Source organism: Aeribacillus pallidus (genome assembly GCF_050478865.1).
Lineage (GTDB): Bacteria > Bacillota > Bacilli > Bacillales > JACDOC01 > JACDOC01.
Genome location: NZ_JBCNBW010000040.1, coordinates 17,736 through 41,088 on the forward strand (window position 1 = coordinate 17,736; position 23,353 = coordinate 41,088).

Consider the following 23,353-nt stretch of genomic DNA (forward strand, 5'->3'; position numbering starts at 1 on the left):
CTTATCATATTAGATAATCGTTCGACACATTTCAACGTACATCCATCATCCATCATGTGGAAAAAAATTATCGGGGTTTCCCCCGATAATTCGTTCGATTAAAGTGTTTTTAATAATTTTAATACTTTTTGGACAACCTCTTCTTTAGCAACTTCAATCACTTCACCTGTCCGACGAATTTTTACTTCAACCATTCCTTCGGATGCTTTTTTACCAACGGTCACACGCACTGGTAATCCAATTAAATCGGCATCAGCGAATTTTACACCAGGACGTTCAGCACGATCATCCATTAGTACGTCAAGACGATATTCTTTCATTTGTTCATAAAGTTCTTCAGCCAACATCCGCTGGGCATCATCTTTCATATTAACTGGAATGAGATGGACATCAAACGGAGCAAGACTTGCTGGCCATACAAGACCGTGTTCATCGTTAAATTGCTCACAAACGGCTGCTAAGGTACGTGACACACCGATACCGTAACAGCCCATAATCATCGGTTGTGCTTTTCCGTTTTCATCTAAGAAAGTAGCATTCATAGCTTCGCTGTAACGCGTACCAAGCTTAAAGACATGACCTACTTCGATTCCTTTTGCAAAGCGAATCGTTCCTTTTCCATCTGGTGAAGGATCACCTTCTTGAATAAAACGTAAATCAACATATTGATCAACGGTAAAATCGCGAGCAGGTTGAACATTTTTATAATGATATCCCTCTTCATTCGCTCCACATACACCATTGACGATATATTCTACCGCATGATCGGCGATGATTTTTACTCCGTTAACACCGATTGGACCAAGGGAACCGATACTACAGCCTAGTACTTCTTTTGTTTCTTCTGGTGTTGCAAGCTCAATAACAGTCGCATCTAACACATTTTTCAATTTTACATCGTTTACTTCATGGTCCCCACGAACAAGAGCAACAACGTATTGATCGTCGACTTTAAACAATAAGGTTTTAATGCATTTTTCAGGAGCTACTCCTAAATAGGTAGACACTTCTTCAATCGATTTTTGGTTAGGCGTCGCAATTTTTTCGAGCGCTAAAGGTTCTTCTGTACTTTTTTCATAGGTAACCACAACTGGAGCCATTTCAATATTTGCCGCAAAATCGGATTCATCAGAATACGCAATCGTATCCTCTCCAATTTCGGAAAGAACCATGAATTCATGCGTATCTTTTCCTCCCATGGCCCCTGAATCGGCTAAAACCGCCCGGAAATTCAATCCACAACGGCGAAACACATTGGAATACGCTTCCATCATTTTTTCGTATGTCTCGTCTAGACTTTCTTGAGACGCATGGAAGGAATATGCATCTTTCATCACAAATTCCCGACCACGCAGCAGTCCAAAGCGTGGACGCTTTTCATCGCGGAACTTCGTCTGAATTTGGTATAGCGTAAGCGGTAAACGTTTGTACGATTTCACTTCATCACGAACAAGGCTCGTAATCATCTCTTCGTGTGTTGCCCCTAATGCAAAATCACGGTCATGACGGTCTTTTAATCGCATGAGCTCAGGCCCGTACGAATACCAACGACCGGACTCTTGCCATAATTCCGCTTGTTGAAGGGCAGGCATTAACAACTCAACAGCACCGATTTTGTTCATCTCTTCACGGACAATTTCTTCGACCTTTTGCAATACTTTTTTTCCTAACGGTAAAAAGCTGTACACACCGCTTGAATTTTGACGAATATATCCCGCGCGTAAAAGCAATTGATGGCTTTTAATTTCAGCATCGGCTGGTACTTCTCGTAACGTTGGAATTAACATCATACTTTGCTTCATCTATTCTCACACCTTTTCTACAAATTATAAAAAGAATCGTTGAATATCGTTCCAAGTCACGACGAGCATAAGCAGCATCAGTAAGGCTAATCCGATAAAATGCACCATTCCTTCTTTCTGGCGATCAATCGGTTTGCCTCGAACTGCTTCAACAGCGAAGAAGAGTAGTCTTCCTCCGTCTAACGCTGGAATTGGTAGTAAATTCATAATTCCTAAATTAATGCTTAAAATAGCCGTCCATTTTAACAAATAGTAAATACCTGATTTGGCTACCGTTTCAGTGGAAACATAAATGCCTACAGGTCCGGACAGCATGTCAATTGAAAATTGACCGGTCAATAGTTTTCCTAACAAAATAATAATTTCCTTCGTCCATAAGTATGTTTCTTCAAAACCGTATGTAACGATTTTTGTTGGTGATTTTTCTACTGGGCTGTACACCCCGATTAAGCCAATTTTTTCTCCTTCAATTTCATGGACTTTCGGCGTAACCGGTATTTCTAACAATTCACCGTTTCGATCAACAGTAAATACCAGCTCTTCACCAGGATGGCGTCGAATAATTTCGACGACGTCTTCCCATGTGGACACTTCAGAGCCATCTATACTTAAGACCACATCTCCCTCTTTAAGTCCTGCTTCTATGGCTGCACCATCATCGGTAAGGGCACCTAGACGAGGGTCATTCGTTGGAACCCCTTGAAAAATACCGATAATGATAAAGATGAGAATCGCTAACACAAAGTTCATCATCGGCCCAGCAAAAATAGCCATGGCTCGTTGACCAAGAGTTTTAGACGCAAACTGACGATCCCAAGGGGCGATTTGCGTTTCTTGCCCTTGGTCTACAATAACAGCTTCACGGTGAATAGAAAAAGTTTGAAGGTGTTCATCGTCTCCGTCTTCATAACCACGAATAATTAAATCGTGCTCTAAATCAGCCGATTCCACTTCAACGATACGAACATTTGTATACCGATCTTTTTGATTTAGGATAATTTTTCGAACTCGATCGTGGTCATCAAGCTCGATTGCGATTCGTTGTCCGGGTTTTAAGTCAACCATTTCAGGGTCTTCTCCGGCCATACGGACAAATCCCCCAATCGGTAGTAAACGAATGGTGTAAATAGTTTCACCTTTCTTATAAGAAAACACTTTCGGACCAAATCCAATCGCAAATTCACGACACAAAATGCCAGCTCGTTTCGCAAAAACAAAATGTCCTAACTCGTGAAAAAAGACGATGGAACCAAAAATAAACATAAACGCAATAACTGTACTTAAGCTCAAAAGAAAAACCACCTTTTTTATAAACTTAATCCCGTTAAGTATGGGATAAAAGTGTTTGTACATAGTTTCTCGTTTCTTTATCGACTTCTTGAATCGTCGTTAAATCTGGGTGTTCGATGCTTTCATGACGAGATAAGGCTTGTTCAATGAGATCTTCAATTTGTAAAAATTCAATTTTCCGTTCTAAAAAGGCCGCGACTGCTACTTCATTCGCCGCATTAAGAACGGTAGGGAACGTGCCTCCTTGTCTTCCAGCCTCATATGCAAACTGTAAGCAGCGGAATCGATTCATATCCATTTTTTCAAAGTGTAATTGGCCAATTTCAGTTAACGATAACCTGCTCGCTTGCGGGAGCGGAAGACGATCTGGATAACTTAACGCATACATAATGGGTACACGCATATCAGGTGTTCCTAATTGAGCAATGACGCTACTGTCATGAAATTCGACCATTGAATGAATAATGCTCTCTCGATGTAAAATCACATCAATTTGTTCGTATGGTAAATGAAATAACCAATGGGCTTCAATAACTTCTAATCCTTTGTTCATCATAGTAGCCGAGTCAATGGTAATTTTAGCTCCCATCGACCAATTTGGATGATTAAGGGCTTCATCCACGGAAACCCCTTTTAATTGTTCTCTCGTCCGGTCGCGGAAGCTACCACCCGATGCAGTTAACACGAGACGTTCAATGTTTTTTTCTTTTTCTCCCTGTAAGCATTGAAAAATGGCCGAATGCTCACTATCAACAGGCAAGATGGAAACACCATGATTTTTTGCTTCCTCCATGACTATATGACCTGCGGTAACCAGTGTTTCTTTGTTGGCCAGTGCAATCGTCTTCTTTTCTTTAATAGCTTGTAAAGTTGGATATAGACCAACACTACCAATGACCGCATTTACGACCATTTCAGCTTCTGGATGAACTGCCGCTTCGACAAGTCCTTCTTCTCCATATAATATTGTCACTTTTCCGTCATATTCCAATTTTAACTGCTCCGCATCTTCTTTTTTTTGGACGGAAACTAGTTTTGGAGAATATTTTTCTATAATTTCCCTTACTTTGTCAATATTTTTTCCAACCGTACAAGCAACAAGACGAAATTGATCTGGGTGTTGGTCTAAAATATTTAACGTTTGGGTACCAATCGAACCTGACGCCCCAAGTAAACTGATCGACTTCAACCTTCTAATCCCCCGTTCTTATACAAAATGCATAAAATGCATAATTGGTAACACAAATAATAAGCTGTCAAATCGGTCTAAAATCCCCCCATGTCCAGGTAATAAATTCCCGGAGTCTTTTACCCCATAATGACGCTTTAAAGCTGATTCGACAAGATCACCGATTTGACCAAATATACTTAGAATAGCAGTAGTTCCATATAACTGAAGTGCAGGAACGTTCCAATCGCTAAACATAGAGAAGATAAATGCTATCAGCAAAGCTGATAAAATTCCACCAATAGATCCTTCAACAGTTTTTTTCGGACTTATTTCTGGCCAAAGTTTATGTTTACCAAAGGCTCTTCCAACAAAATAAGCTCCGGAATCCGTTGCCCAAATAATAAATAAGGCAAAAAAGATATATGTAAGTCCTTCGATTCTCGTTTCGATAAAATAGTAAAAGCCAATGCCTACATATAAAGCAGAAAGCATGGAATAGGCGACATCATCGAACGTAAATCGGTTTTTGGAAATAACCGTATATGTTAAAAACAACAGAACCCCCATTAATGCAACTTCTATTTTACTATATCGAAATTGTTCAAGTAGATGGATATATTCTTTTGGTAGTAAAAAAATCCACAAGAGAAAAATAGAAATAGCCCCTGGGATTGAAAAAATAGATAATTTTCTCATTCGGAGTAATTCATGTAATCCGATTGTAGCGATTAAATAAATGAGTAATACTAGCGGCAATTGACCGTAAATGACAATGGGTAAAAAGATACCCGCCGCAACAACGGCAGTAATAATCCTTTGTTTCATTCATCATTCCTCACTTTGTAGACCACCAAACCGACGAGAACGAGATTGGAATGCTTCAATCGCTTCTAATAAATGCACTTCTTTGAAATCAGGCCACAACACATTCGTAAACCAAAATTCCGTATAGGCTAACTGCCAAAGCATAAAATTACTTAGACGAATTTCGCCACTCGTTCGAATTAATAAATCCGGGTCTGGTAAGTCGTGGGTCATTAAGTAATTTGAAAAAAGTTGTTCGGACAAGTCTTCTTCTTTTAGTATGCCATTATTTATATCTTTTAAGACGTGTTGAACGGCATGAAGTATTTCCGCACGACTCCCATAGTTTAACGCGAAATTCAAAATAATTCCGGTATTATTTTTTGTATCATGAATCGCTTTGTCTATTGCAGCAATCGTATGGCTAGGAAGATTCGTCCGATCGCCTATCATTTGAACTTTTACATTTTCATCGACTAACTCAGGTAAAAACGTTCCTAAAAATTCTTCGGGAAGTTTCATTAAATAATCAACTTCGGATTTTGGTCGTTTCCAATTTTCTGTTGAAAAGGCGTATAAGGTTAAAACTTTCACACCTAATTTGTTCGCCAAGCGGGTAATTTTACGGACAACTTTCATCCCTTCATGATGACCCGCTACTCTTGGCAGTGCCCTTTTTTTTGCCCAACGGCCATTGCCATCCATAATAATGGCGATATGAGCAGGTACTCCATTATTTTGAATGACTTTTATCCGTTCTTCCATTGTTTGATGGTCCGATTGTGATTTGAATAATTTATTTAACATAAAACAAGTCCTCCACATGAATTCCTCATGCTAATAGTGCATCAATGTTTCGCACTTTCTATCATACCAAAAATGTGGATTGATATCTTCTTTTTCGTGTATCTTTTCCATGAACCGTATGGAAGGAAATGAGCACAAACGATTATATGTAATGCGTATGTCATTGGAATGAGTAAAAAAACCCCCTGAAATAGAGGGTTTTTATGTTACACTTCCATAATTTCTTTTTCTTTTTCTTTCGTGAGCTTATCAATTTGATTGATAAAATCATCGGTTAATTTTTGAACATCTTCAGTGTACCCACGTAATTCGTCTTCAGTAATTTCACCATTCTTTTCAAGCTTTTTCAGTTCATCGTTTGCGTCACGGCGAATGTTTCGAACAGCTACTTTTGCCTCTTCAGATTCTTTCTTTACAACTTTCACAAGTTCTTTACGGCGTTCTTCAGTTAACGCAGGGATGGTGATGCGGATTAAGGAACCATCACTTGTTGGAGTTAAGCCTAAATCGGATTTTAAAATCGCCTTTTCCACTTCACCTACTACAGACTTATCATACGGTTGAATAACAAGTAGGCGAGCTTCTGGTACTGTAATAGAAGCTAATTGATTAATTGGTGTTGGAACCCCGTAATAGTCAACTGTGATTTTATCTAATAAAGATGCGTTTGCACGACCTGCGCGAATACTAGCTAATTCACGAGAAAACGCTTGAACTGCTTTTGTCATTTTTTCTTTTGCCGAAGAGAGTACTTGATTTGTCATTATCCATTCCTCCTTACAATAGTTCCGATCGATTCACCCATAACAGCACGCTTAATATTTCCTTTCTCCATTATAGAGAATACAATGAGTGGAATATCATTGTCCATACATAATGATGATGCTGTTGAATCCATTACCGCCAAACCTTGTTGTAACACATCTAAATAAGAAAGTTCATCATATTTAACAGCGTTTTTGTCTTGTTTCGGGTCTGCTGAATAAACACCGTCAACATTGTTTTTCGCCATTAAGATGACTTCGGCTTCAATTTCTGCTGCACGTAATGCGGCGGTTGTGTCGGTTGAGAAATACGGATTACCTGTACCCGCCGCAAAAATAACGACACGCTTTTTCTCTAAATGACGAATCGCACGACGACGAATGTATGGTTCAGCCACTTGTCGCATATCGATGGATGTTTGGACACGTGTTTCAATTCCCAGTTGTTCTAAACTATCTTGAAGGGCAAGGGAGTTCATGACAGTTGCTAACATCCCCATATAATCTGCAGTAGCTCGGTCCATACCCATTTCGCTTCCAATTTTTCCGCGCCAAATATTACCTCCACCGACAACTACAGCAACTTCTACACCTAGCTCGGCAATTTCTTTTACTTGCTCTGCGATCGATTTAATGACCGTAGGATTAATTCCAAATCCTTGATCTCCGGCTAACGCTTCACCACTTAGTTTCAAAACGACACGTTTATATTTTGGAACGCTCATAGGAACCTCCGTATGTAAGTATTAAAGTCATTTGCTTGAAAAATAGGGAACACAATGTGTTCCCTATTTTGTAAAGCAGCTATCGATTAGTTACCTTTTACTTGGTTCATTACTTCTTCAGCGAAGTTGTCTTGACGTTTTTCCATACCTTCGCCTACTTCGTAACGAACAAATTCTTTTACAGTAGCGCCTTTAGACTCTACAAATTGACGTACTTTTTGGTCAGGATTTTTAACGAACGCTTGGTCAAGTAAGCAAATATCTTCGAAGAATTTACCAAGACGACCTTCTACCATTTTTTCAACGATATGTTCTGGTTTACCTTCGTTTAGTGCTTGTTGTTTTAATACTTGACGCTCACGCTCAATTTCTTCTTGGGATACTTGGTCGCGAGAAACGTACTTAGGATTTAACGCAGCAGCATGCATAGCGACATCTTTTGCTACTTCTTCATCAGTTGTACCTTCAAGCACAGTTAAAACTGCAATACGTCCGCCCATGTGTAAGTATGCACCAAACGCATCGTTATCTGTTTTTGTTTTGATTTCAAAGCGACGAAGCGTAATTTTTTCACCGATTTTCGCGATTGCTGCATTGATGTAGTCAGCAACTTTTTCACCATTTTCCATTGTTTGTTCAAGCGCTTCTTCTAATGTTGCAGGCTTGTTTTTAAGTAGGTGAGCAGCAAGCTCTTTAACAAGGTTTTGGAAGTTTTCGTTTTTCGCAACGAAGTCTGTTTCAGAGTTTACTTCAAGGATAACTGCTTCGTTACCTTCTGTTAAGATGTAAGTAGTACCTTCAGCCGCGATACGGTCAGCTTTTTTCGCTGCTTTTGCAATTCCTTTTTCACGAAGATAGTCGATTGCTTTTTCCATATCTCCGTTTGTTTCAGTTAATGCTTTTTTACAATCCATCATACCAGCGCCAGTTTTTTCACGAAGTTCTTTAACCATTTGCGCAGTAATTGCCATTTAAGTTCCTCCTTCATCATTCATATGTATGGAAAAGTAATTCTTAAAAAAAGGTGATAAGGGTGTCTCCCTCTTATCACCTTTTTAACATTACTCAGCAGCAACAGTTGCTTCTTCGCCTTGTTTTGCTTCTAAAATTGCATCAGCAATTTTTGAAGTTAAGAGTTTGACAGCGCGGATTGCATCGTCGTTTGCAGGAATTACATAATCGATTTCGTCTGGATCACAGTTTGTATCAACGATACCGATAATAGGAATATTTAATTTACGTGCTTCCGCAACTGCAATACGCTCTTTACGAGGGTCAATAACGAATAGAGCATCTGGAAGCTCTTTCATGTCTTTAATACCGCCAAGGAATTTCACTAAACGTTCATGTTCTTTTTTCAACTGAACAACTTCTTTTTTAGGAAGAACATCAAAAGTTCCGTCTTCTTCCATACGCTCAATGTCTTTTAGACGTTGAATACGTTTTTGGATTGTAGCAAAGTTTGTTAACGTACCACCTAACCAACGTTGGTTTACGTAGAACATACCAGAACGTTCTGCTTCTTCCTTAACAGATTCTTGAGCTTGTTTCTTTGTACCAACGAAAAGAATTTTACCGCCTTCAGCAGCAAGTTCTTTTACGAATTGGTATGCTTCTTCAACCTTTTTAACTGTTTTTTGAAGGTCGATGATGTAGATGCCGTTACGCTCAGTAAAGATGTATTTTTTCATCTTTGGATTCCAACGGCGAGTTTGGTGACCGAAATGTACACCAGCTTCAAGTAATTGCTTCATTGAAATTACTGACATGTTTCTTTCCTCCTAATGGTTTTATTTCCTCCGCTTAATTCATCTTTAAACAGAGACTATTTTAAAAAATAGCACCGTCTGTTTAAATCATTAAGCGTGTGTATTCACACCATGAAATACTATAGCACAATCAAAAAGGTCAATCAAGAAATAGTTAATGATTTTGACGAAATTTCAATAGAAGCTCCACTTCGGTTTTTCCTTTATTTAAAATTTGTGCAATTTCGTCCACTGTTAAACCTTTATTTTTTAATTTTATTACTTCAATGGCGTAAACATCCATTTCGTTGATTTGTTCCTCATCACGAAGCATTTGGTTTGTATCCCCATCATGTTGAGCTATGTCGACCTCTTGATCATGGGTTGTTGAGCCAATCGCCCGGTATCGTTCAATCGCTTTATGCATAGAAGCTTTCGGGATGGAAGGAATCGGTTGGGCCTTTTCCCTTGATTGATGGGTATTCGTTTCAATCAAATGGTTTTGGGGCGTTTGTAATTCTGGTTCGGAAGGTGAATAATCTAGACTTTCCAAACCTTTCAACAACCGATCGTTTTCTTCTTTTAATTCAAGCAAATAGGAAGAAAAAACCTCTTCTATTTCTTTTAACGCTTTTTTCTGCATTTCTTCTAATTGAAGAAGGCGGTATTGGCGCTGATATAATAAGATAATGGCAAAAAGGGAAATGCCCTGTAATAAAAAAAGTATCGTAATAAGTAATGGCATCATTTGTACGTCCCTCATCCGTTATAGTCAATCAATTTACCTTTATACGGATGGGTGTTTTTCCCATCCGCCAATGGTTTCTTTTTTTGTTTTTTGAGATTTCGAAAACGTTCTTTTTCTTGCTTTTCTTTTAAACGAACGTTATCTTTTCCATTTTTAGAAATAACCGTTTGGCTTTGTTGGCGAACCATTTGTTGCATATGTTCTGCAAGATGGCTTTGATCAATCGTGTGACGTAATTGATGTTGGTCTGCTACTTTGCCAGCATCGAAGGTCCGTGGAAGGGCTACTTGCATTTCAATTGATTTGAAACTCATAAAACTACTCCATTCTTTTCAAAAGCTTTCTAAGCTTATAAATCGCTTTTGAATGAATTTGCGAAATCCGTGAAGTGGACAAGTTCATCACTTCCCCAATTTCAGTTAATGTTAACTCTTCCTTATAAAATAGGCTTAATACAAGTTGTTCCTTTTCCGTTAATTTTTTTATTTCTTCTGATAACTGTTGAATAAGCTCGTCCTTTAATAAAATCTCTTCTGGCGTTAACTCATTTTTATCAGTAAGTGATTGGACGTATGATTCTTTCTCATCCGTATCGTGATTTTGTTCATCAATGGAAAGAACATTAGCAAAAAAATGTTCATTCATCGTTTGCGTAACTTCTTCAACAGACATATCTAAGCATGCGGCTACTTCTTCAGCTGTAACGGTACGCATATATCGCTGTTCAAGCATTTCTATTGTTGCTTCGATTTTCTTTGCCTTTTCTCGTGTCCCCCGTGGAAGCCAATCTTCTTTTCTTAATCCGTCTAAAATAGCCCCACGAATTCGAAAGGAAGCATATGTATCAAATTTTAAGTCTCGAGATGGGTCAAATTTATTTAAAGCGTCAAACAGGCCCATCATACCTAGGCTATATAATTCATCTTTTGACACGTTTTTAGGTAGCCCTACTGCTATTCGTTGAACGTGATAAGATACGAGCGGCGTGTACATTTTAACTAAAGCTTCGCCAGCTTGAGAATCTTGCTCGTTTAACCATAATTCCCAAATATTTTGTTGTTCTTTTAAAATTGGTTGCGACATGGTCGTTCCTCCTCGCCGCTTGACGTATAGATTTTTTATTCCATCTATACAAAATCGATCAGTTTAAATTTCGGTTGTTCCTTTATTTACAGTTCGGATTTGAAAAACTCCTGTTTGTGGAAAAAATTCTACCGTCCGTCCACTATTTCCTCCTACATCCTCAGCTACGATTGGTATGTTGAGTCGTTCTAGTTGATGACGAACAGCTTCCACGTTACGTGGACCAATACGCATCATTTCACTTTGAATGGTCATTTGAAACATTTGAGCACCACCGGCCATCTTCGCTTTTAGTCGAAACTTTGAAGCACCGGCGTATAGCACTTTTTCATATAACAACGGTATAGCGGTGTCCGCAAATTTTGCCTTATTCACATGTCCACCTTTCGCTAATGAAGAATCAGGAAGCATGATATGAGCTAAGCCACCAACTTCTGCCACTTGATCATAGATGACCACTCCGACACAAGAACCTAAACCAGATGTACGAATGGAGTTCGGTGACCGAACAACATTTAAATCAGCGATTCCTACTTTGACTACTTCTATCACACTATTCATCCAACGCTACTCCTAACGATTGGAAAATCACTTCAAAGGATTGTGGGTCAGGCAATAAAAAGAAGTGGCCATTGATCGCTTCCTCATCTGACGCTTCATCTTTTTTAATATTGGTATCAACGACAATGGCATAATCACTCGTTTGGGATAATTCCATTAATCCATAACTAATGATGGCTCCTGCCATGTCCACGGACAAGGCAGGAACAGATGGATATAACGATAGATTTGTAAAGTCTGATAATGACGATAAATACGAACCAGACAAAATATTCCCTAGTTCTTGCATAGCAGATAAACCGATTTCTGAATAAGGAGGGTGTTCAAACGAAAACGTTTGATCACCTGTTAATTGCTGAATGAGCTGAGATGCTTGATCCAATGGTAAAATGAAAAACATACTTCCCGGTGCATCCCCTTCAATTCTTAAAAACACACTCACCACGATGTTTTCAGCTCCACCTGCTAATTCCATCATTTCATCAAATGTGACGATATTAACGTTTGGAACTTTCATATCTATCTTTTGGTTAAGGAGCTGAGACAACGCGGTGGCAGCATGGGCGGCTCCAATATTTCCAATTTCTCTTAAAATATCTAAATGGAGACTGGTAATACGATGAATAAAGTCCATAAGGTGCCCCCCTTACGTTGAAGAATGCAACACTTTTTCTAAGTTCATTAAAACTAGAAGGCGTTTATTCAGTTTTGCTACCCCTGTTATATATTCTTCTTCTTGGGCACCAACGACTTCGGGTTGAGGCTCAATGGATTCTGCTGGTAAATCAAGAACATCGTTCGCTGAATCTACGATGAGTCCAACCTCTTTATCTTCTAAATGGACAATAATAATTCGTGTATGATCATTATACGGTGCTTCTTCCACGCCTAATCGTTTTCGTAAATCGATAATTGGCGTGACTACACCTCGCAAATTAATAACGCCTTCAACGAAATGAGGTGTTCGCGGCACACGAGTAATAGGCATCATTTTCTCGATGGAACGGACTTGAGAGACGGGAATAACATATTCTTTATCATTAATTTGAAAAACAATCACTTTCGTTTCTGTTGTATTAGAGACTTGGCTCATGTTATCACCTACCTAAGTTTCTACTAAAATAGGAGCTTTGCAAAATTGGCATTCATTTATTTTATTAATGCATTACAGTCAATAATTAACGCAACTTGACCATCTCCTAAAATGGTTGCCCCCGAAATCGCAAAGACGTTCGTTAAATAGTTTCCAAGTGATTTTAAGACAACCTCTTGCTGACCGATGAAGGAATCGACAACAAGGCCGGCCATTTTGTCCCCTTTCCGAACGATGATGACGGAATAATAATCGTCTTGTTTATTTTGAACAGGAACCTCAAATACGTCTTTTAAAAATACGAGAGGAACGACTTTACCACGGAAGTCAATCACTTTTTGGTTATGGGCATTTAAAATATCGTTTTTATGGATAATGGCTGTTTCTATAATGGACGATAATGGTATCGCATATTTTTCTTTCTCTAATTCTACTAACATCACGGAAATAATCGATAATGTTAACGGTAACTGAATAGAGAAAATGGACCCTTTTCCTTCTTCAGAATCAATCGTAATACTTCCGCCTAACGATTCTATCGTTGTTTTTACAACATCCATTCCAACGCCCCGACCAGAAATATCGGAAATTTTATCAGCTGTTGAAAAACCGGAAGCCATAATGAGTTCAAACACTTGACGATCCGTTAATGTATGGCCAGCTTCTTCTGAAATAATTCCTTTTTCAATGGCCTTACGAAGAACTTTATCACGATTAATTCCGGCTCCATCGTCTTCAATTTCAATAAAGACATGGTTTCCACTATGGTACGCTTTTAATTTCACCGTACCCACTTCTGGCTTTCCTTTCTTTCTTCTTTCTTCAGGGGTTTCGATTCCATGGTCAATGGCATTTCGTAATAAATGAACAAGTGGATCCCCGATTTCATCAATCACCGTACGATCAAGCTCTGTCTCAGCACCGATAATTTCTAGATTAATTTGTTTACCTAAATCTCGTGCTAGCTGACGAACCATACGTGGGAAACGGTTGAATACTGTTTCTACCGGTACCATCCGCATATTTAAAATAATATTTTGTAAGTCTCCTGAAATGCGGGACATGCGTTCAACTGTTTCATGTAACTCTGGATGATTTAATTCTCTAGATATTTGTTCTAAGCGCCCACGGTCAATAACTAATTCTTCAAACAAATTCATTAATATGTCTAACCGATCGATATTTACACGAATGGTTTTATTTACAGCACTGTGTTGTTTTTGTTTTTTCGTTGAAGCCTCATTTTTTAATGGTGTAGCTGCTTCTTCACTTCTTGGTTGATCGTTTTTGTGAGCAACCTGCTCGCTAGTAGAAGATTTCATCTCTTGTTCTTCCACTTGTTTCAAAAGAGCTTTCGCAGATAGAGGAACGGCTTCTACTTTTTCAATTTCAGATACTTTTAAAATCTTTTTCTCAATTTCTTCTTTTGAGTCTTTCGTTACAACTGTTACGACAAAATCTTGATCAAATTGTTCCTCTTCTAATTGTTCTACAGAAGGGATTGACTTAATAATTTCCCCGCTTTTTTCAATGACTTCAAATACCATGTACACGCGAGCGGCTTTTAATAAGCAATCGCTACGAAGCGAAACCAAAATTTCGAAGCAATTAAATCCTTGTTCTTCCGATTGTTGAATAACGGTTAACTCAAATGAATCGTACGTGTTTTTCGCTTTAGAATCCTCAGCAATAGTAGTTGCCGCTTCCTCTTTTGCTTTATTAACTGCTGAAATGTTTTCTCCGTTTTCAATGGCTTTTAATTTTTGCACAATGTCTGTCACATCTTTTTTTCCGTCTCCACCTTCAGCAATTGATAAAACCATTTCTTCCAGAGCGTCCATAGCCATAAATACAACATCTAATAATTCAGGAGTTACATGTATTTTTTGGTTCCGGATGGCATCCAGAACATTCTCCATATTGTGGGTTAAATTCGCTAAATCTTCATATCCCATCGTTGCGGACATCCCTTTTAAGGTATGTGCGGAGCGGAAGATTTCATTGACAATGGTTAAATCATTAGGATTTTTCTCTAATTCTAGTAATTGTTGGTTACATGTTTGTAAATGTTCTTTACTTTCTTCGATAAACACTTCTAAATATTGATTCATTTCCATGTGCCCACACCTCTCATGTGAAATACTTCAAAATGGTATATGCAATTTGATTGACTTCTTCCACGTGGTTAACAAGGTTTGTCTGAATTGCCGCTTTAGGCATCCCGAAAACAATACAGCTTTCCTCTGATTCTGCAATAGCGATTACTTTTCCTCGTTGTTTTAATGAAATGAGCCCCTCCTTCCCGTCTGAACCCATTCCGGTCATAATAACGGCAATTTTATCAAACTGATCCAAATGACTGACGGACTCAAACATGACATCGACGGACGGTCGGTGTCCATTTTTCGGTGGAGTTTGGAGTAATTGAATGGCTGTTGCACTTCCAACTTTCTTAACTGTCATGTGATAACCACCTGGTGCTATATACGCCGTTCCATTTTGAATAATTTCCCCATCTTCAGCCTCTTTAACATGAATTTGGCATAAACTATCTAAACGTAACGCTAACGAACGAGTAAATCCAGGCGGCATATGTTGAACGATTAAAACAGGGGCTGGAAAGTCTTTAGGAAGCACCGTAAGTACTTGTTGTAAAGCTCTTGGACCACCTGTAGATGTACCAATCACTACGATCTTATTTGATGGTGACTTCCAATTGACGCTTCGTTGTGTGTGAACAGGTTTTGCCATCGGTTGGCGCTTTTCTATCTCTTCCTTTTTGGTATTGGAATCGGAAAGCTTTTTTAGAGTCTTTTCGTTGATTTGACCGGCAGCTAAAACTTTTTTGATCAGCTCATCTTTTATCAGATGTAAATCAAGCGAGATCGTACCAGATGGTTTGGTGATAAAATCAAAAGCCCCATATTGCATCGCTAATACAGTATTTTTAGCCCCTTCAGCCGTTGTACTTGAAAGCATAAGAATGGGTAATGGATGTTCTTCCATAATTTTTTTTAATGCTTCTAATCCGTTCATCACAGGCATTTCGACATCAAGGGTCACCACATCAGGTTGGAGAGTTTGTATTTTTTTTAGGGCATCTTCACCATTTCGAGCAGTGCCGATGACTTCAATTTGTTCGTGTTCTGATAAAAAATCCGTAATGAGTTTTCTCATAAAAGCCGAATCATCAACAACTAAAACTTTTATCTTTCTCAGAAGGTCCCCCTCCTATCTAAAAGATATGTACGTAGCCGTTGAATAAAGTTCACGGACTCTACAACCATTTGACGTCCTTGCTCAAATGAAAATGGAATCGTTTGAATGGCTTTGGCTACTTTCGATTTCGGATAAGCAAGAACAACTGGTTGTTGGGCGAGAACAGCTTTTTTTAATGTTTTGTCTTCAGGTATCATTCCTAAAATATGAACATCCTTTTGTAAAAACTTTTTCACTGCTGTTTTAAGACGTTGTAACACTTCGCGCCCCTCAGTATCATCTTCCACGCGGTTGCACACTAAGTAGAAATTTTGGTTTTGGTCAAGCAATGTAATGTATTTCATCATTGAGTAAGCATCGGTAATCGCCGTTGGCTCTGGGGTTGTGACAACAAAAATATGTTGAACAGATAACAAAAATTGCAAATAAAACGATTGTGCACCTGCCCCCATATCAAAAATGAGATAATCGTATGTCGTTTGCAATGATTCCATATGGCGTAGAAAACGCTGGAGCAAATCGGAGTCAAGGTTCATCAATTCGGACAATCCGTTCCCGCCACTTATATAGTCAAGCCCATGGGAATGCTGAATAATATCTGATAAACTGCAGTTTTCTGTAATGTAATCGGCGATCGTTTTTTCTGCTTGAGCCCCTAATATGAGATGGACATTCCCCATACCAATATCTAAATCGAAAAGCAACACTTTTTTTCCTTGTTGCACGAGGGATAGGGCATAATTTACAGAAAAATTAGTTTTTCCTACCCCCCCTTTTCCTGAAACAATAGCAATAGATTTCGCTGATTGATTCATTTGTGCATGAAACAATTTTTTTCGTAAACTTTCTGCTTGATCCCTCATTTTACTCGCCCTCAAATACCATATTTACCAATTTTTCCTCGTTCATTGGAACAAGATCGTCAGGAACGTTCTGACCATTTGTGACAAAAGCAGCACCGATACGGTATTTGTATAGTAAGTTCACCATGACCCCAATAGAAGTCGTTTCGTCAAATTTGGTAAAAATGAATTGGTCGATAGGAATTTTGAAAAATTTCTCGACAATCGCTTCTAGATCTTTTTGTTTTCCTGTAAGTGAAAGAACTAAGTAGGTCGTCATTTCCTCGTTAAAATCAATCAGTTCTTGTAAATCGTGAATATATTGTTCATCTAAATAATTTCGGCCAGCTGTATCGATAAAAATGTGATCCAATGATTGTAATTTTTCTACTGCTTTTCGGAAGTCGTCGGGCTTGTACACAACTTCTACTGGCACATTTAGTAAGTTAGCATACGTTTTTAACTGATCGATTGCCGCAATACGATATGTATCCGTAGTAATGAATCCAATCTTTTTTTTATCCATTAACACCGCTTGTGCAGCTACTTTTGCCAATGTTGTCGTTTTTCCAACACCTGTTGGCCCAACAAAATTAATGAATTTCTTCATTTTTATATGGTTATTTACATAAGCGGGACGTAAAAGTTCGATTAAAAAACTTTTCATCCACTTTTCAACCATGCTGGAATCGACAGCTTCTTTTGTATTTCGAAATTTCTGTAGAGCATCATCAGCGATGAGTTGTAATAAATTTTCATCGACTTCATGCTGATGCAATTTTGTTACCACTCGTTGAATCGATTCCGGATAGTTCATTATCCAGGATGATGAAGCTGTTAATCTTGAAAGTAACTGTTTTAATTCATCGATATCTTGTTTTAGTTGATCCTTTTCTTTTTGATCATCTGAATCAGCTTCTAATTTCTTTGTTAAAAGTGATTGGGACGGCTTTACCATTTGCTTATTCATCGGTTCCGCCTTTTGAGACTCCTTTATAACCGCCCCATCTTTTGCGGCAATTACTTCGATATTTTTCTTTTTAAATAAACCTAAAAAACCGCCTGTATAAACAATTTTAGAATGAAGAATAACAGCGTCTTCTCCCAAATCCTCCCGAATCATTTTCATCGCTTCTGGCATAGACGGTGCAACATATTTTTTTACTCTCATTCAATCGTCACCACCCCGACGCTCTGAACTTCGATATTTGCTTCAAGTTCATTATACGAAAGAATTGGAATTTGAGGAAAATATCTATCAGTTAATTGTCTTACATACATACGAATAGCTGGCGAACATAAAATGATTGGCGATTGCTCCATTAACGAGAGTTGTTCAACTTGTCCTGCAATTGCTTCTAATATTTTTTGAGAGTCGTTCGGATCTAATGCTAAGAAATTACCATGCTCCGTTTGTTGAACAGCTTCTGCAATTAATTTTTCTACTTTACCGGAAAGTGTAATAACCTTTAATTTATTTTGCGAATCCACATATTGTTGAGTGATTTGCCGTGCAAGTGCTTGACGAACATATTCCGTTAATAAGTCCGTATCAGATGTCACTTTTCCATAGTCAGCTAACGTTTCAAATATAACCGGTAAATTCCGAATGGAAATATTTTCTTTCAGCAATTTAGCTAACACTTTTTGAATATCTCCGATCGATAATGGGTTTGGAGTAACTTCTTCAACTAGAATTGGATAAGACTCTTTCAAATGATCAATTAGTTGTTTTGTTTCTTGTCTTCCTAATAACTCATAGGCATTCGCCTTGATGACCTCCGTAATATGTGTTGAAACCACTGATGGAGGATCAACGACGGTATACCCTAAAATTTCTGCTTGTTCTTTCACATCTTCCGTAATCCATTTCGCAGGCAGACCAAAGGATGGTTCAATCGTATCGATTCCTTCAATTTGATCATCTTCACCAGTTGGGCTCATAGCTAAATAATGATCTAGCAATAATTCCCCTCGTGCCATTTCCTGGCCCCGAATTTTTAAGCGATATTCATTCGGTTGTAATTGGATATTGTCACGAATGCGGACGATCGGAATGACAAGCCCAAGTTCAAGAGCGAGTTGGCGGCGAATCATGACGATACGGTCAAGGAGGTCTCCACCTTGTTTCGTGTCAGCGAGTGGAATGAGTCCATATCCAAATTCAAACTCGATTGGGTCCATACTTAAAAGATTCATGACACTTTCAGGACTCTTCATTTCATCTGTTTCGATTTCCTCTTCCATTTCCATTAATTCCTGTTCATTTGGTTCTGGTACCCGCGATAAAGAGTATCCTCCAAATAGTAATAGCCCAGCAATCGGAATGGTGATGGCGTCATGAATCGGTGTCGTCAGACCGAGGAGAAAAATCGTCCCACCGGCAACATACAACATTTTCGGATAGGCTAATAACTGCCCCATAATATCTTGTCCAAGATTTCCATCAGAGGCCGCTCGTGTTACGACGATTCCCGTCGCTGTTGATATGAGTAACGCTGGTATTTGACTGACAATTCCGTCGCCAACCGTTAATAAACTATATTTTCTCGCTGCCTCAGTGATGGAAAGTCCGTCTTGGGCCATCCCAATAATCATGCCAAATAATAAGTTAATAAAGACGATTACAAGACCCGCAATCGCATCTCCTTTTACAAACTTGCTCGCACCGTCCATCGCTCCATAAAAGTCAGCTTCACGCGCCACTTTTTCTCGACGTTCACGTGCTTCTTGCTCAGAAATAATTCCAGCATTTAAATCGGCATCAATACTCATTTGTTTACCCGGCATGGCGTCTAACGTAAATCGGGCAGCAACTTCTGAAACACGTTCGGAACCTTTCGTAATGACAACGAATTGGATGATAATTAGTATTAAGAAAACAACCAAGCCGACAAGCACTTCACCACCCACAACAAACGTTCCAAATGTTTCGACAACGCCACCTGCTTCCCCGCGGCTTAATATCGATCTCGTTGTCGAAACATTCAGACCAAGGCGAAAAAGTGTGAGTAACAATAGCAGTGAAGGAAATACAGAAAATTGGAGCGGCTCTTTCATATTCATTGATGTTAATAACACGATTAAGGCAAGAGAAATGTTTATAATAATGAACACGCTTAACATCCAGGATGGGAATGGGATGATAAGCATAGCAACAATTAATATCACACTCGCTAGTACCGTTAAATCTCTTGCTTGCATACAAATTCTCTCCTAACCAAATTCACTATGTTGCTAAATTTTGTTTTTGACTCGATATACATAGGCTAAAATTTCTGCTACCGCTTTAAAAAATTCTTCTGGTATGGCTTCCCCAATGTCAACTTGGTCATAAAGGGCCCGGGCTAATGGACGATTTTCAACCATGATTACGTCGTTTTCCTTCGCAATCCATTTCATTTTTTGCGCGATATAGTCAACCCCTTTTGCCACGACAACAGGGGCGCTCATTTTTTCTTCCTCATATTTTAATGCAATCGCGTAATGCGTCGGGTTTGTTATAACTACGTCAGCTTTCGGCACTTCTTCCATCATTCGTCGCATCGCTATTTCTCGTTGCCGCTGTTTAATACGAGATTTAATTAATGGGTCCCCTTCCGTATTTTTATGTTCATCTTTAATCTCTTGTTTCGACATGCGTATACTTTTTTCAAATTCGTATTTTTGATACAGATAATCAAATACGGATAAAAATAATAGGGCAATCGATGCCGCTATCCCCATATAAACCGTAAGACGAGCAATGGTTTGTAAAATGTCTTCCATCGGTTTATAAGCTAAGTTCAGCACATCTTCCATATTCAACCAAAGAATAGAAAACGTGACAATCCCAACAAACGTTATTTTTAAAATCGACTTTAACAACTCTACAATGGCACGAAGAGAAAAGATTCGTTTAAACCCTTTGATCGGATTAATTTTCTCTAACTTTGGCTTTAATGGTTCAACCGTAAATAAAAAACCGACTTGTGTATAATTGGCTAAAGCAGCTGCTACCATCGCAATGACCATAATAGGGGCCAGAATAATTGCTACTTCTTTGGCCACATCGATAAATACACCTTCAATATTGGATACAGTCACATCAACTAACAAATTATGTTCAAACGAATAATGGAATAATCGATAAATTCGCTGACTAATAAATGAACCACCTAATAATAGGAAGAAAAACACAGAAAGCATCACAAGAGATGTATTTACATCTTGACTTTTAGCCGTTTGTCCTTTTTTTCTTGCATCTTGTCGTTTTTTCGGTGTAGCTTTTTCTGTCTTCTCTCCGGCAAAAAATTGTAAATCCAATTGTATGTACTTCATCTATGCTCCCCCAATTAGCTCCATCACCGTGCGCATCGTGTAAAACATCGTTTCAAATAGTTCCCGAACTAACGACATCATTATTCCCATCACAATGAGAAGAACAATAAAACTGACCCCTATTTTAATCGGAAACCCTACGACGAACACGTTTAACTGTGGTACCGTTCTTGCGGTAATCCCTAAAGCTACATCAACTAAAAATAAGGAGGCCACAACCGGTACTGCCATTTGAAAGGCAACAACAAATAATGAGCTAAACGTTTTAATGACAAATTCAGCTAAACTAGACTCACCAAAGCCGGCAAAAGAAGCAGACAAAGGAACGAATTGGTAACTATAAAAGATTCCATCAAGAATTAAATGATGACCATTGACGGACAACAAAAAAAGAAGAGCAAAGGTGTATAAATATTGTCCTATTAAAGGACTTTGAACACCTGTTTGGGGATCAATTACGTTCGCTATGGCAAACCCCATTTGAAAATCGATAAATCCACCAGCAATTTGAATAATAGAAACAATCATATTGGCAACAAAACCGATTAACAATCCTACCAATGCTTCTTTGATTAATAGATAGTAATAGTGCCCATCAATCTCCATTGGCGGTAAATCAAACGTATAATACATCATCCATGCAAGAATAAGCGCTAACGTTAACCGATGTCTTGCCGGAATGGTCCGATATGAAAAGAACGGCAAAGTAACAAAAAATGTCGATAAACGAACAAATATTAATAATAATGTGGAAAACTGAGGTAGTAATTCATCCATACCATCAACCTACAAATCGATTTAAATTCGTAAATATTTCGTTAGCAAACATCAATAATTGGCTTAACATCCAAGGTCCAAAAAAGATTAAGCCAACAAGAACTGCTACGATTTTTGGAATGAATGCTAGCGTTTGTTCTTGAATTTGTGTCGTCGCTTGAAAAATACTTACGATTAATCCGACAATGAGTGCTAATAGTAAGAGAGGAGCAGAAACCATTAGCGTAATATAGACGCCTCTCTCAGCGATGCCGATGACTGTTTCAGGACTCATCCTATTCACCTACTTAAAAGCTTTGGAGTAGAGACTTTACAACTAAATACCATCCATCTACAAGAACGAATAGCAATATTTTAAACGGTAATGAAATCATCACAGGAGGTAACATCATCATCCCCATCGACATCAGGACACTTGCCACCACCATATCAATCACTAAAAACGGAATAAAAATCATAAAGCCAATTTGAAAAGCAGTTTTTAATTCGCTAATAGCAAACGCTGGAACTAGTGTCGTCAATGGAATCTCCTCGATCGAACTCGGTGGCTCTGCTTGCGTGTAATCTAAAAACAACTGTAAATCTTTTTGACGTGTATGAGCGCTCATAAATTCTTTAAATGGAATAGAGGCGCGTTCATACGCTTCTTCTAAATTTATTTCCTCATTAAATAAAGGCTGCAGCGCTTGTTCATTGACTTCATGAAACGTAGGAGCCATAACGAAGAACGTTAAAAATAACGCTAAGCCTATAAGCACTTGGTTCGGTGGCATTTGTTGTGTTGCCAACGAAGTTCGTACGAAGGATAAAACAATAATGATTCGTGTAAAACATGTCATTAAAATTAAAATGCTAGGAGCTAATGATAGTACAGTTAATAAAAGTAATAATTTGACAGCAGTTGACACATTTTCAGGAGAGCTTGTATTAAAAAATTCGATAAATTCATTCATGCTCTTGTTTTCCCTTCTCCTTCTTTGACTGCACAATCTTTTGTCGCTGTTTTTTTATTTCGTCCAACTGTTGTTTTAGCGTTTCAGCAAACGGCTGCTGAGAATTGCTCTGTTTTTGAAAACGGTCTAACCATTTGATCGGTTGAAAAAGCTCTTCTCTTTCTTGCGAAAACTGTGTCAAAAGTTTCTCTTTTTCGTCCTCATCGTCAATTTCTTTTAATAAGGTGACATCCTCGCCCACACCTAAAACAAATAATGAGTCACCTACTTTAACTAATTGCAAGGAACGGTTACCTCCTAATGGGGTACCTCCTAAATGTTGAATCGTTTTTATTGGTTGGTATGAACGACTTCGATGCTGAATAAATTTTAACAATCCATAAAGAAGTCCAAGGACGAACAATAACGCAAATATCATTTTTATATAGTCCCACATCGTAATATCCGTTTGGGACCTAGCGTCGTTATGTAACGATGAGTCAGTCAGGTTAGAACAATCCACGTTATTTTTCGTACAATCCAAGACAGACGGTTGATGCTCCGTACCAGCCCCCATTATGTGGGCTGGTACGAAAAAAAACATGACGAAAATGAAAGTTATGACAAGGTTGACTTTTTTAAACAAGGCTAGGCACCCTCTTAACGA

The 23,353-nt window shown here is 38.5% G+C and carries 25 protein-coding genes; all 25 read right to left on the reverse strand.

Going from position 1 to position 23,353, the window contains the following annotated elements; translation table 11 throughout:
* Positions 1 to 98: 98 nt before the first annotated feature.
* Positions 99 to 1,802 (reverse strand): proline--tRNA ligase, encoded by a 1,704-nt coding sequence (locus tag ABES52_RS09945; RefSeq protein WP_429651006.1) that lies wholly within the window; start codon positions 1,800 to 1,802, stop codon positions 99 to 101.
* A 24-nt stretch (positions 1,803 to 1,826) separates the two neighbouring features.
* The gene (rseP, locus tag ABES52_RS09950; RefSeq protein WP_429651007.1) at positions 1,827 to 3,092 is read right to left on the reverse strand and encodes an RIP metalloprotease RseP; all 1,266 of its coding nucleotides are present in this window, start codon (positions 3,090 to 3,092) and stop codon (positions 1,827 to 1,829) included.
* 34 nt (positions 3,093 to 3,126) lie between these two features.
* Positions 3,127 to 4,281: a 1-deoxy-D-xylulose-5-phosphate reductoisomerase gene (gene dxr / locus ABES52_RS09955; RefSeq protein WP_429651008.1), complete on the reverse strand. Its 1,155-nt coding sequence runs from the start codon at positions 4,279 to 4,281 to the stop codon at positions 3,127 to 3,129.
* An 18-nt stretch (positions 4,282 to 4,299) separates the two neighbouring features.
* Complete coding sequence (locus ABES52_RS09960) at positions 4,300 to 5,088, reverse strand: phosphatidate cytidylyltransferase (protein WP_429651009.1); 789 nt, start codon at positions 5,086 to 5,088, stop codon at positions 4,300 to 4,302.
* 3 nt (positions 5,089 to 5,091) lie between these two features.
* Positions 5,092 to 5,832 carry an undecaprenyl pyrophosphate synthase gene (gene uppS, locus ABES52_RS09965; RefSeq protein WP_429651046.1) on the reverse strand — a complete coding sequence of 247 codons (741 nt, stop codon included), beginning with the start codon at positions 5,830 to 5,832 and terminating at the stop codon, positions 5,092 to 5,094.
* Positions 5,833 to 6,080: 248 nt separating this feature from the next.
* On the reverse strand, positions 6,081 to 6,638 hold the full coding sequence (gene frr / locus ABES52_RS09970; protein WP_429651010.1) for a ribosome recycling factor: 558 nt from the start codon (positions 6,636 to 6,638) through the stop codon (positions 6,081 to 6,083).
* The gene (gene pyrH, locus ABES52_RS09975; RefSeq protein ID WP_429651011.1) at positions 6,638 to 7,363 is read right to left on the reverse strand and encodes a UMP kinase; all 726 of its coding nucleotides are present in this window, start codon (positions 7,361 to 7,363) and stop codon (positions 6,638 to 6,640) included. The genes frr and pyrH overlap by 1 nt, the downstream gene beginning before the upstream one ends.
* 86 nt (positions 7,364 to 7,449) lie before the next feature.
* On the reverse strand, positions 7,450 to 8,334 hold the full coding sequence (gene tsf / locus ABES52_RS09980; RefSeq protein WP_429651012.1) for a translation elongation factor Ts: 885 nt from the start codon (positions 8,332 to 8,334) through the stop codon (positions 7,450 to 7,452).
* A gap of 90 nt (positions 8,335 to 8,424) precedes the next feature.
* Complete coding sequence (gene rpsB, locus ABES52_RS09985) at positions 8,425 to 9,132, reverse strand: 30S ribosomal protein S2 (RefSeq protein WP_429651013.1); 708 nt, start codon at positions 9,130 to 9,132, stop codon at positions 8,425 to 8,427.
* A 154-nt stretch (positions 9,133 to 9,286) separates the two neighbouring features.
* Positions 9,287 to 9,856 carry a hypothetical protein gene (locus tag ABES52_RS09990; RefSeq protein WP_429651014.1) on the reverse strand — a complete coding sequence of 190 codons (570 nt, stop codon included), beginning with the start codon at positions 9,854 to 9,856 and terminating at the stop codon, positions 9,287 to 9,289.
* A gap of 14 nt (positions 9,857 to 9,870) precedes the next feature.
* A complete protein-coding gene (locus tag ABES52_RS09995; RefSeq protein WP_429651015.1) occupies positions 9,871 to 10,173 on the reverse strand; it encodes a hypothetical protein in 303 nt (100 codons plus the stop codon).
* Between the two features lie 4 nt (positions 10,174 to 10,177).
* Entirely contained in the window at positions 10,178 to 10,942 is a 765-nt protein-coding gene (locus ABES52_RS10000; protein ID WP_429651016.1) for a FliA/WhiG family RNA polymerase sigma factor, read from the reverse strand.
* 63 nt (positions 10,943 to 11,005) lie between these two features.
* On the reverse strand, positions 11,006 to 11,503 hold the full coding sequence (locus ABES52_RS10005) for a chemotaxis protein CheD (RefSeq protein ID WP_429651017.1): 498 nt from the start codon (positions 11,501 to 11,503) through the stop codon (positions 11,006 to 11,008).
* Positions 11,496 to 12,137, reverse strand: a complete 642-nt coding sequence (locus ABES52_RS10010) for a chemotaxis protein CheC (RefSeq protein ID WP_429651018.1) — start codon at positions 12,135 to 12,137, stop codon at positions 11,496 to 11,498. The genes ABES52_RS10005 and ABES52_RS10010 overlap by 8 nt, the downstream gene beginning before the upstream one ends.
* Before the next feature lie 12 nt (positions 12,138 to 12,149).
* A complete protein-coding gene (locus ABES52_RS10015) occupies positions 12,150 to 12,596 on the reverse strand; it encodes a chemotaxis protein CheW (protein WP_429651019.1) in 447 nt (148 codons plus the stop codon).
* Between the two features lie 56 nt (positions 12,597 to 12,652).
* On the reverse strand, positions 12,653 to 14,713 hold the full coding sequence (locus ABES52_RS10020; protein ID WP_429651020.1) for a chemotaxis protein CheW: 2,061 nt from the start codon (positions 14,711 to 14,713) through the stop codon (positions 12,653 to 12,655).
* A 13-nt stretch (positions 14,714 to 14,726) separates the two neighbouring features.
* A complete protein-coding gene (locus ABES52_RS10025) occupies positions 14,727 to 15,815 on the reverse strand; it encodes a protein-glutamate methylesterase/protein-glutamine glutaminase (protein ID WP_429651047.1) in 1,089 nt (362 codons plus the stop codon).
* Positions 15,812 to 16,678 carry a MinD/ParA family protein gene (locus ABES52_RS10030; RefSeq protein ID WP_429651021.1) on the reverse strand — a complete coding sequence of 289 codons (867 nt, stop codon included), beginning with the start codon at positions 16,676 to 16,678 and terminating at the stop codon, positions 15,812 to 15,814. Before ABES52_RS10030 ends, ABES52_RS10025 begins: the two co-directional genes overlap by 4 nt.
* A gap of 1 nt (position 16,679) precedes the next feature.
* Entirely contained in the window at positions 16,680 to 17,828 is a 1,149-nt protein-coding gene (gene flhF, locus ABES52_RS10035) for a flagellar biosynthesis GTPase FlhF (RefSeq protein ID WP_429651022.1), read from the reverse strand.
* Positions 17,825 to 19,861, reverse strand: coding sequence for a flagellar biosynthesis protein FlhA (flhA, locus tag ABES52_RS10040; RefSeq protein WP_429651023.1), 2,037 nt, complete (start codon positions 19,859 to 19,861; stop codon positions 17,825 to 17,827). The genes flhF and flhA overlap by 4 nt, the downstream gene beginning before the upstream one ends.
* 33 nt (positions 19,862 to 19,894) lie before the next feature.
* A complete protein-coding gene (gene flhB, locus ABES52_RS10045; protein WP_429651024.1) occupies positions 19,895 to 20,977 on the reverse strand; it encodes a flagellar biosynthesis protein FlhB in 1,083 nt (360 codons plus the stop codon).
* Positions 20,978 to 21,754, reverse strand: coding sequence for a flagellar biosynthetic protein FliR (gene fliR, locus ABES52_RS10050; protein ID WP_429651025.1), 777 nt, complete (start codon positions 21,752 to 21,754; stop codon positions 20,978 to 20,980).
* A gap of 4 nt (positions 21,755 to 21,758) precedes the next feature.
* Positions 21,759 to 22,028 (reverse strand): flagellar biosynthesis protein FliQ, encoded by a 270-nt coding sequence (gene fliQ, locus ABES52_RS10055; RefSeq protein ID WP_429651026.1) that lies wholly within the window; start codon positions 22,026 to 22,028, stop codon positions 21,759 to 21,761.
* 13 nt (positions 22,029 to 22,041) lie between these two features.
* A complete protein-coding gene (gene fliP / locus ABES52_RS10060; protein ID WP_429651027.1) occupies positions 22,042 to 22,707 on the reverse strand; it encodes a flagellar type III secretion system pore protein FliP in 666 nt (221 codons plus the stop codon).
* Entirely contained in the window at positions 22,700 to 23,332 is a 633-nt protein-coding gene (locus ABES52_RS10065) for a flagellar biosynthetic protein FliO (RefSeq protein ID WP_429651028.1), read from the reverse strand. The genes fliP and ABES52_RS10065 overlap by 8 nt, the downstream gene beginning before the upstream one ends.
* Positions 23,333 to 23,353 lie beyond the last annotated feature (21 nt).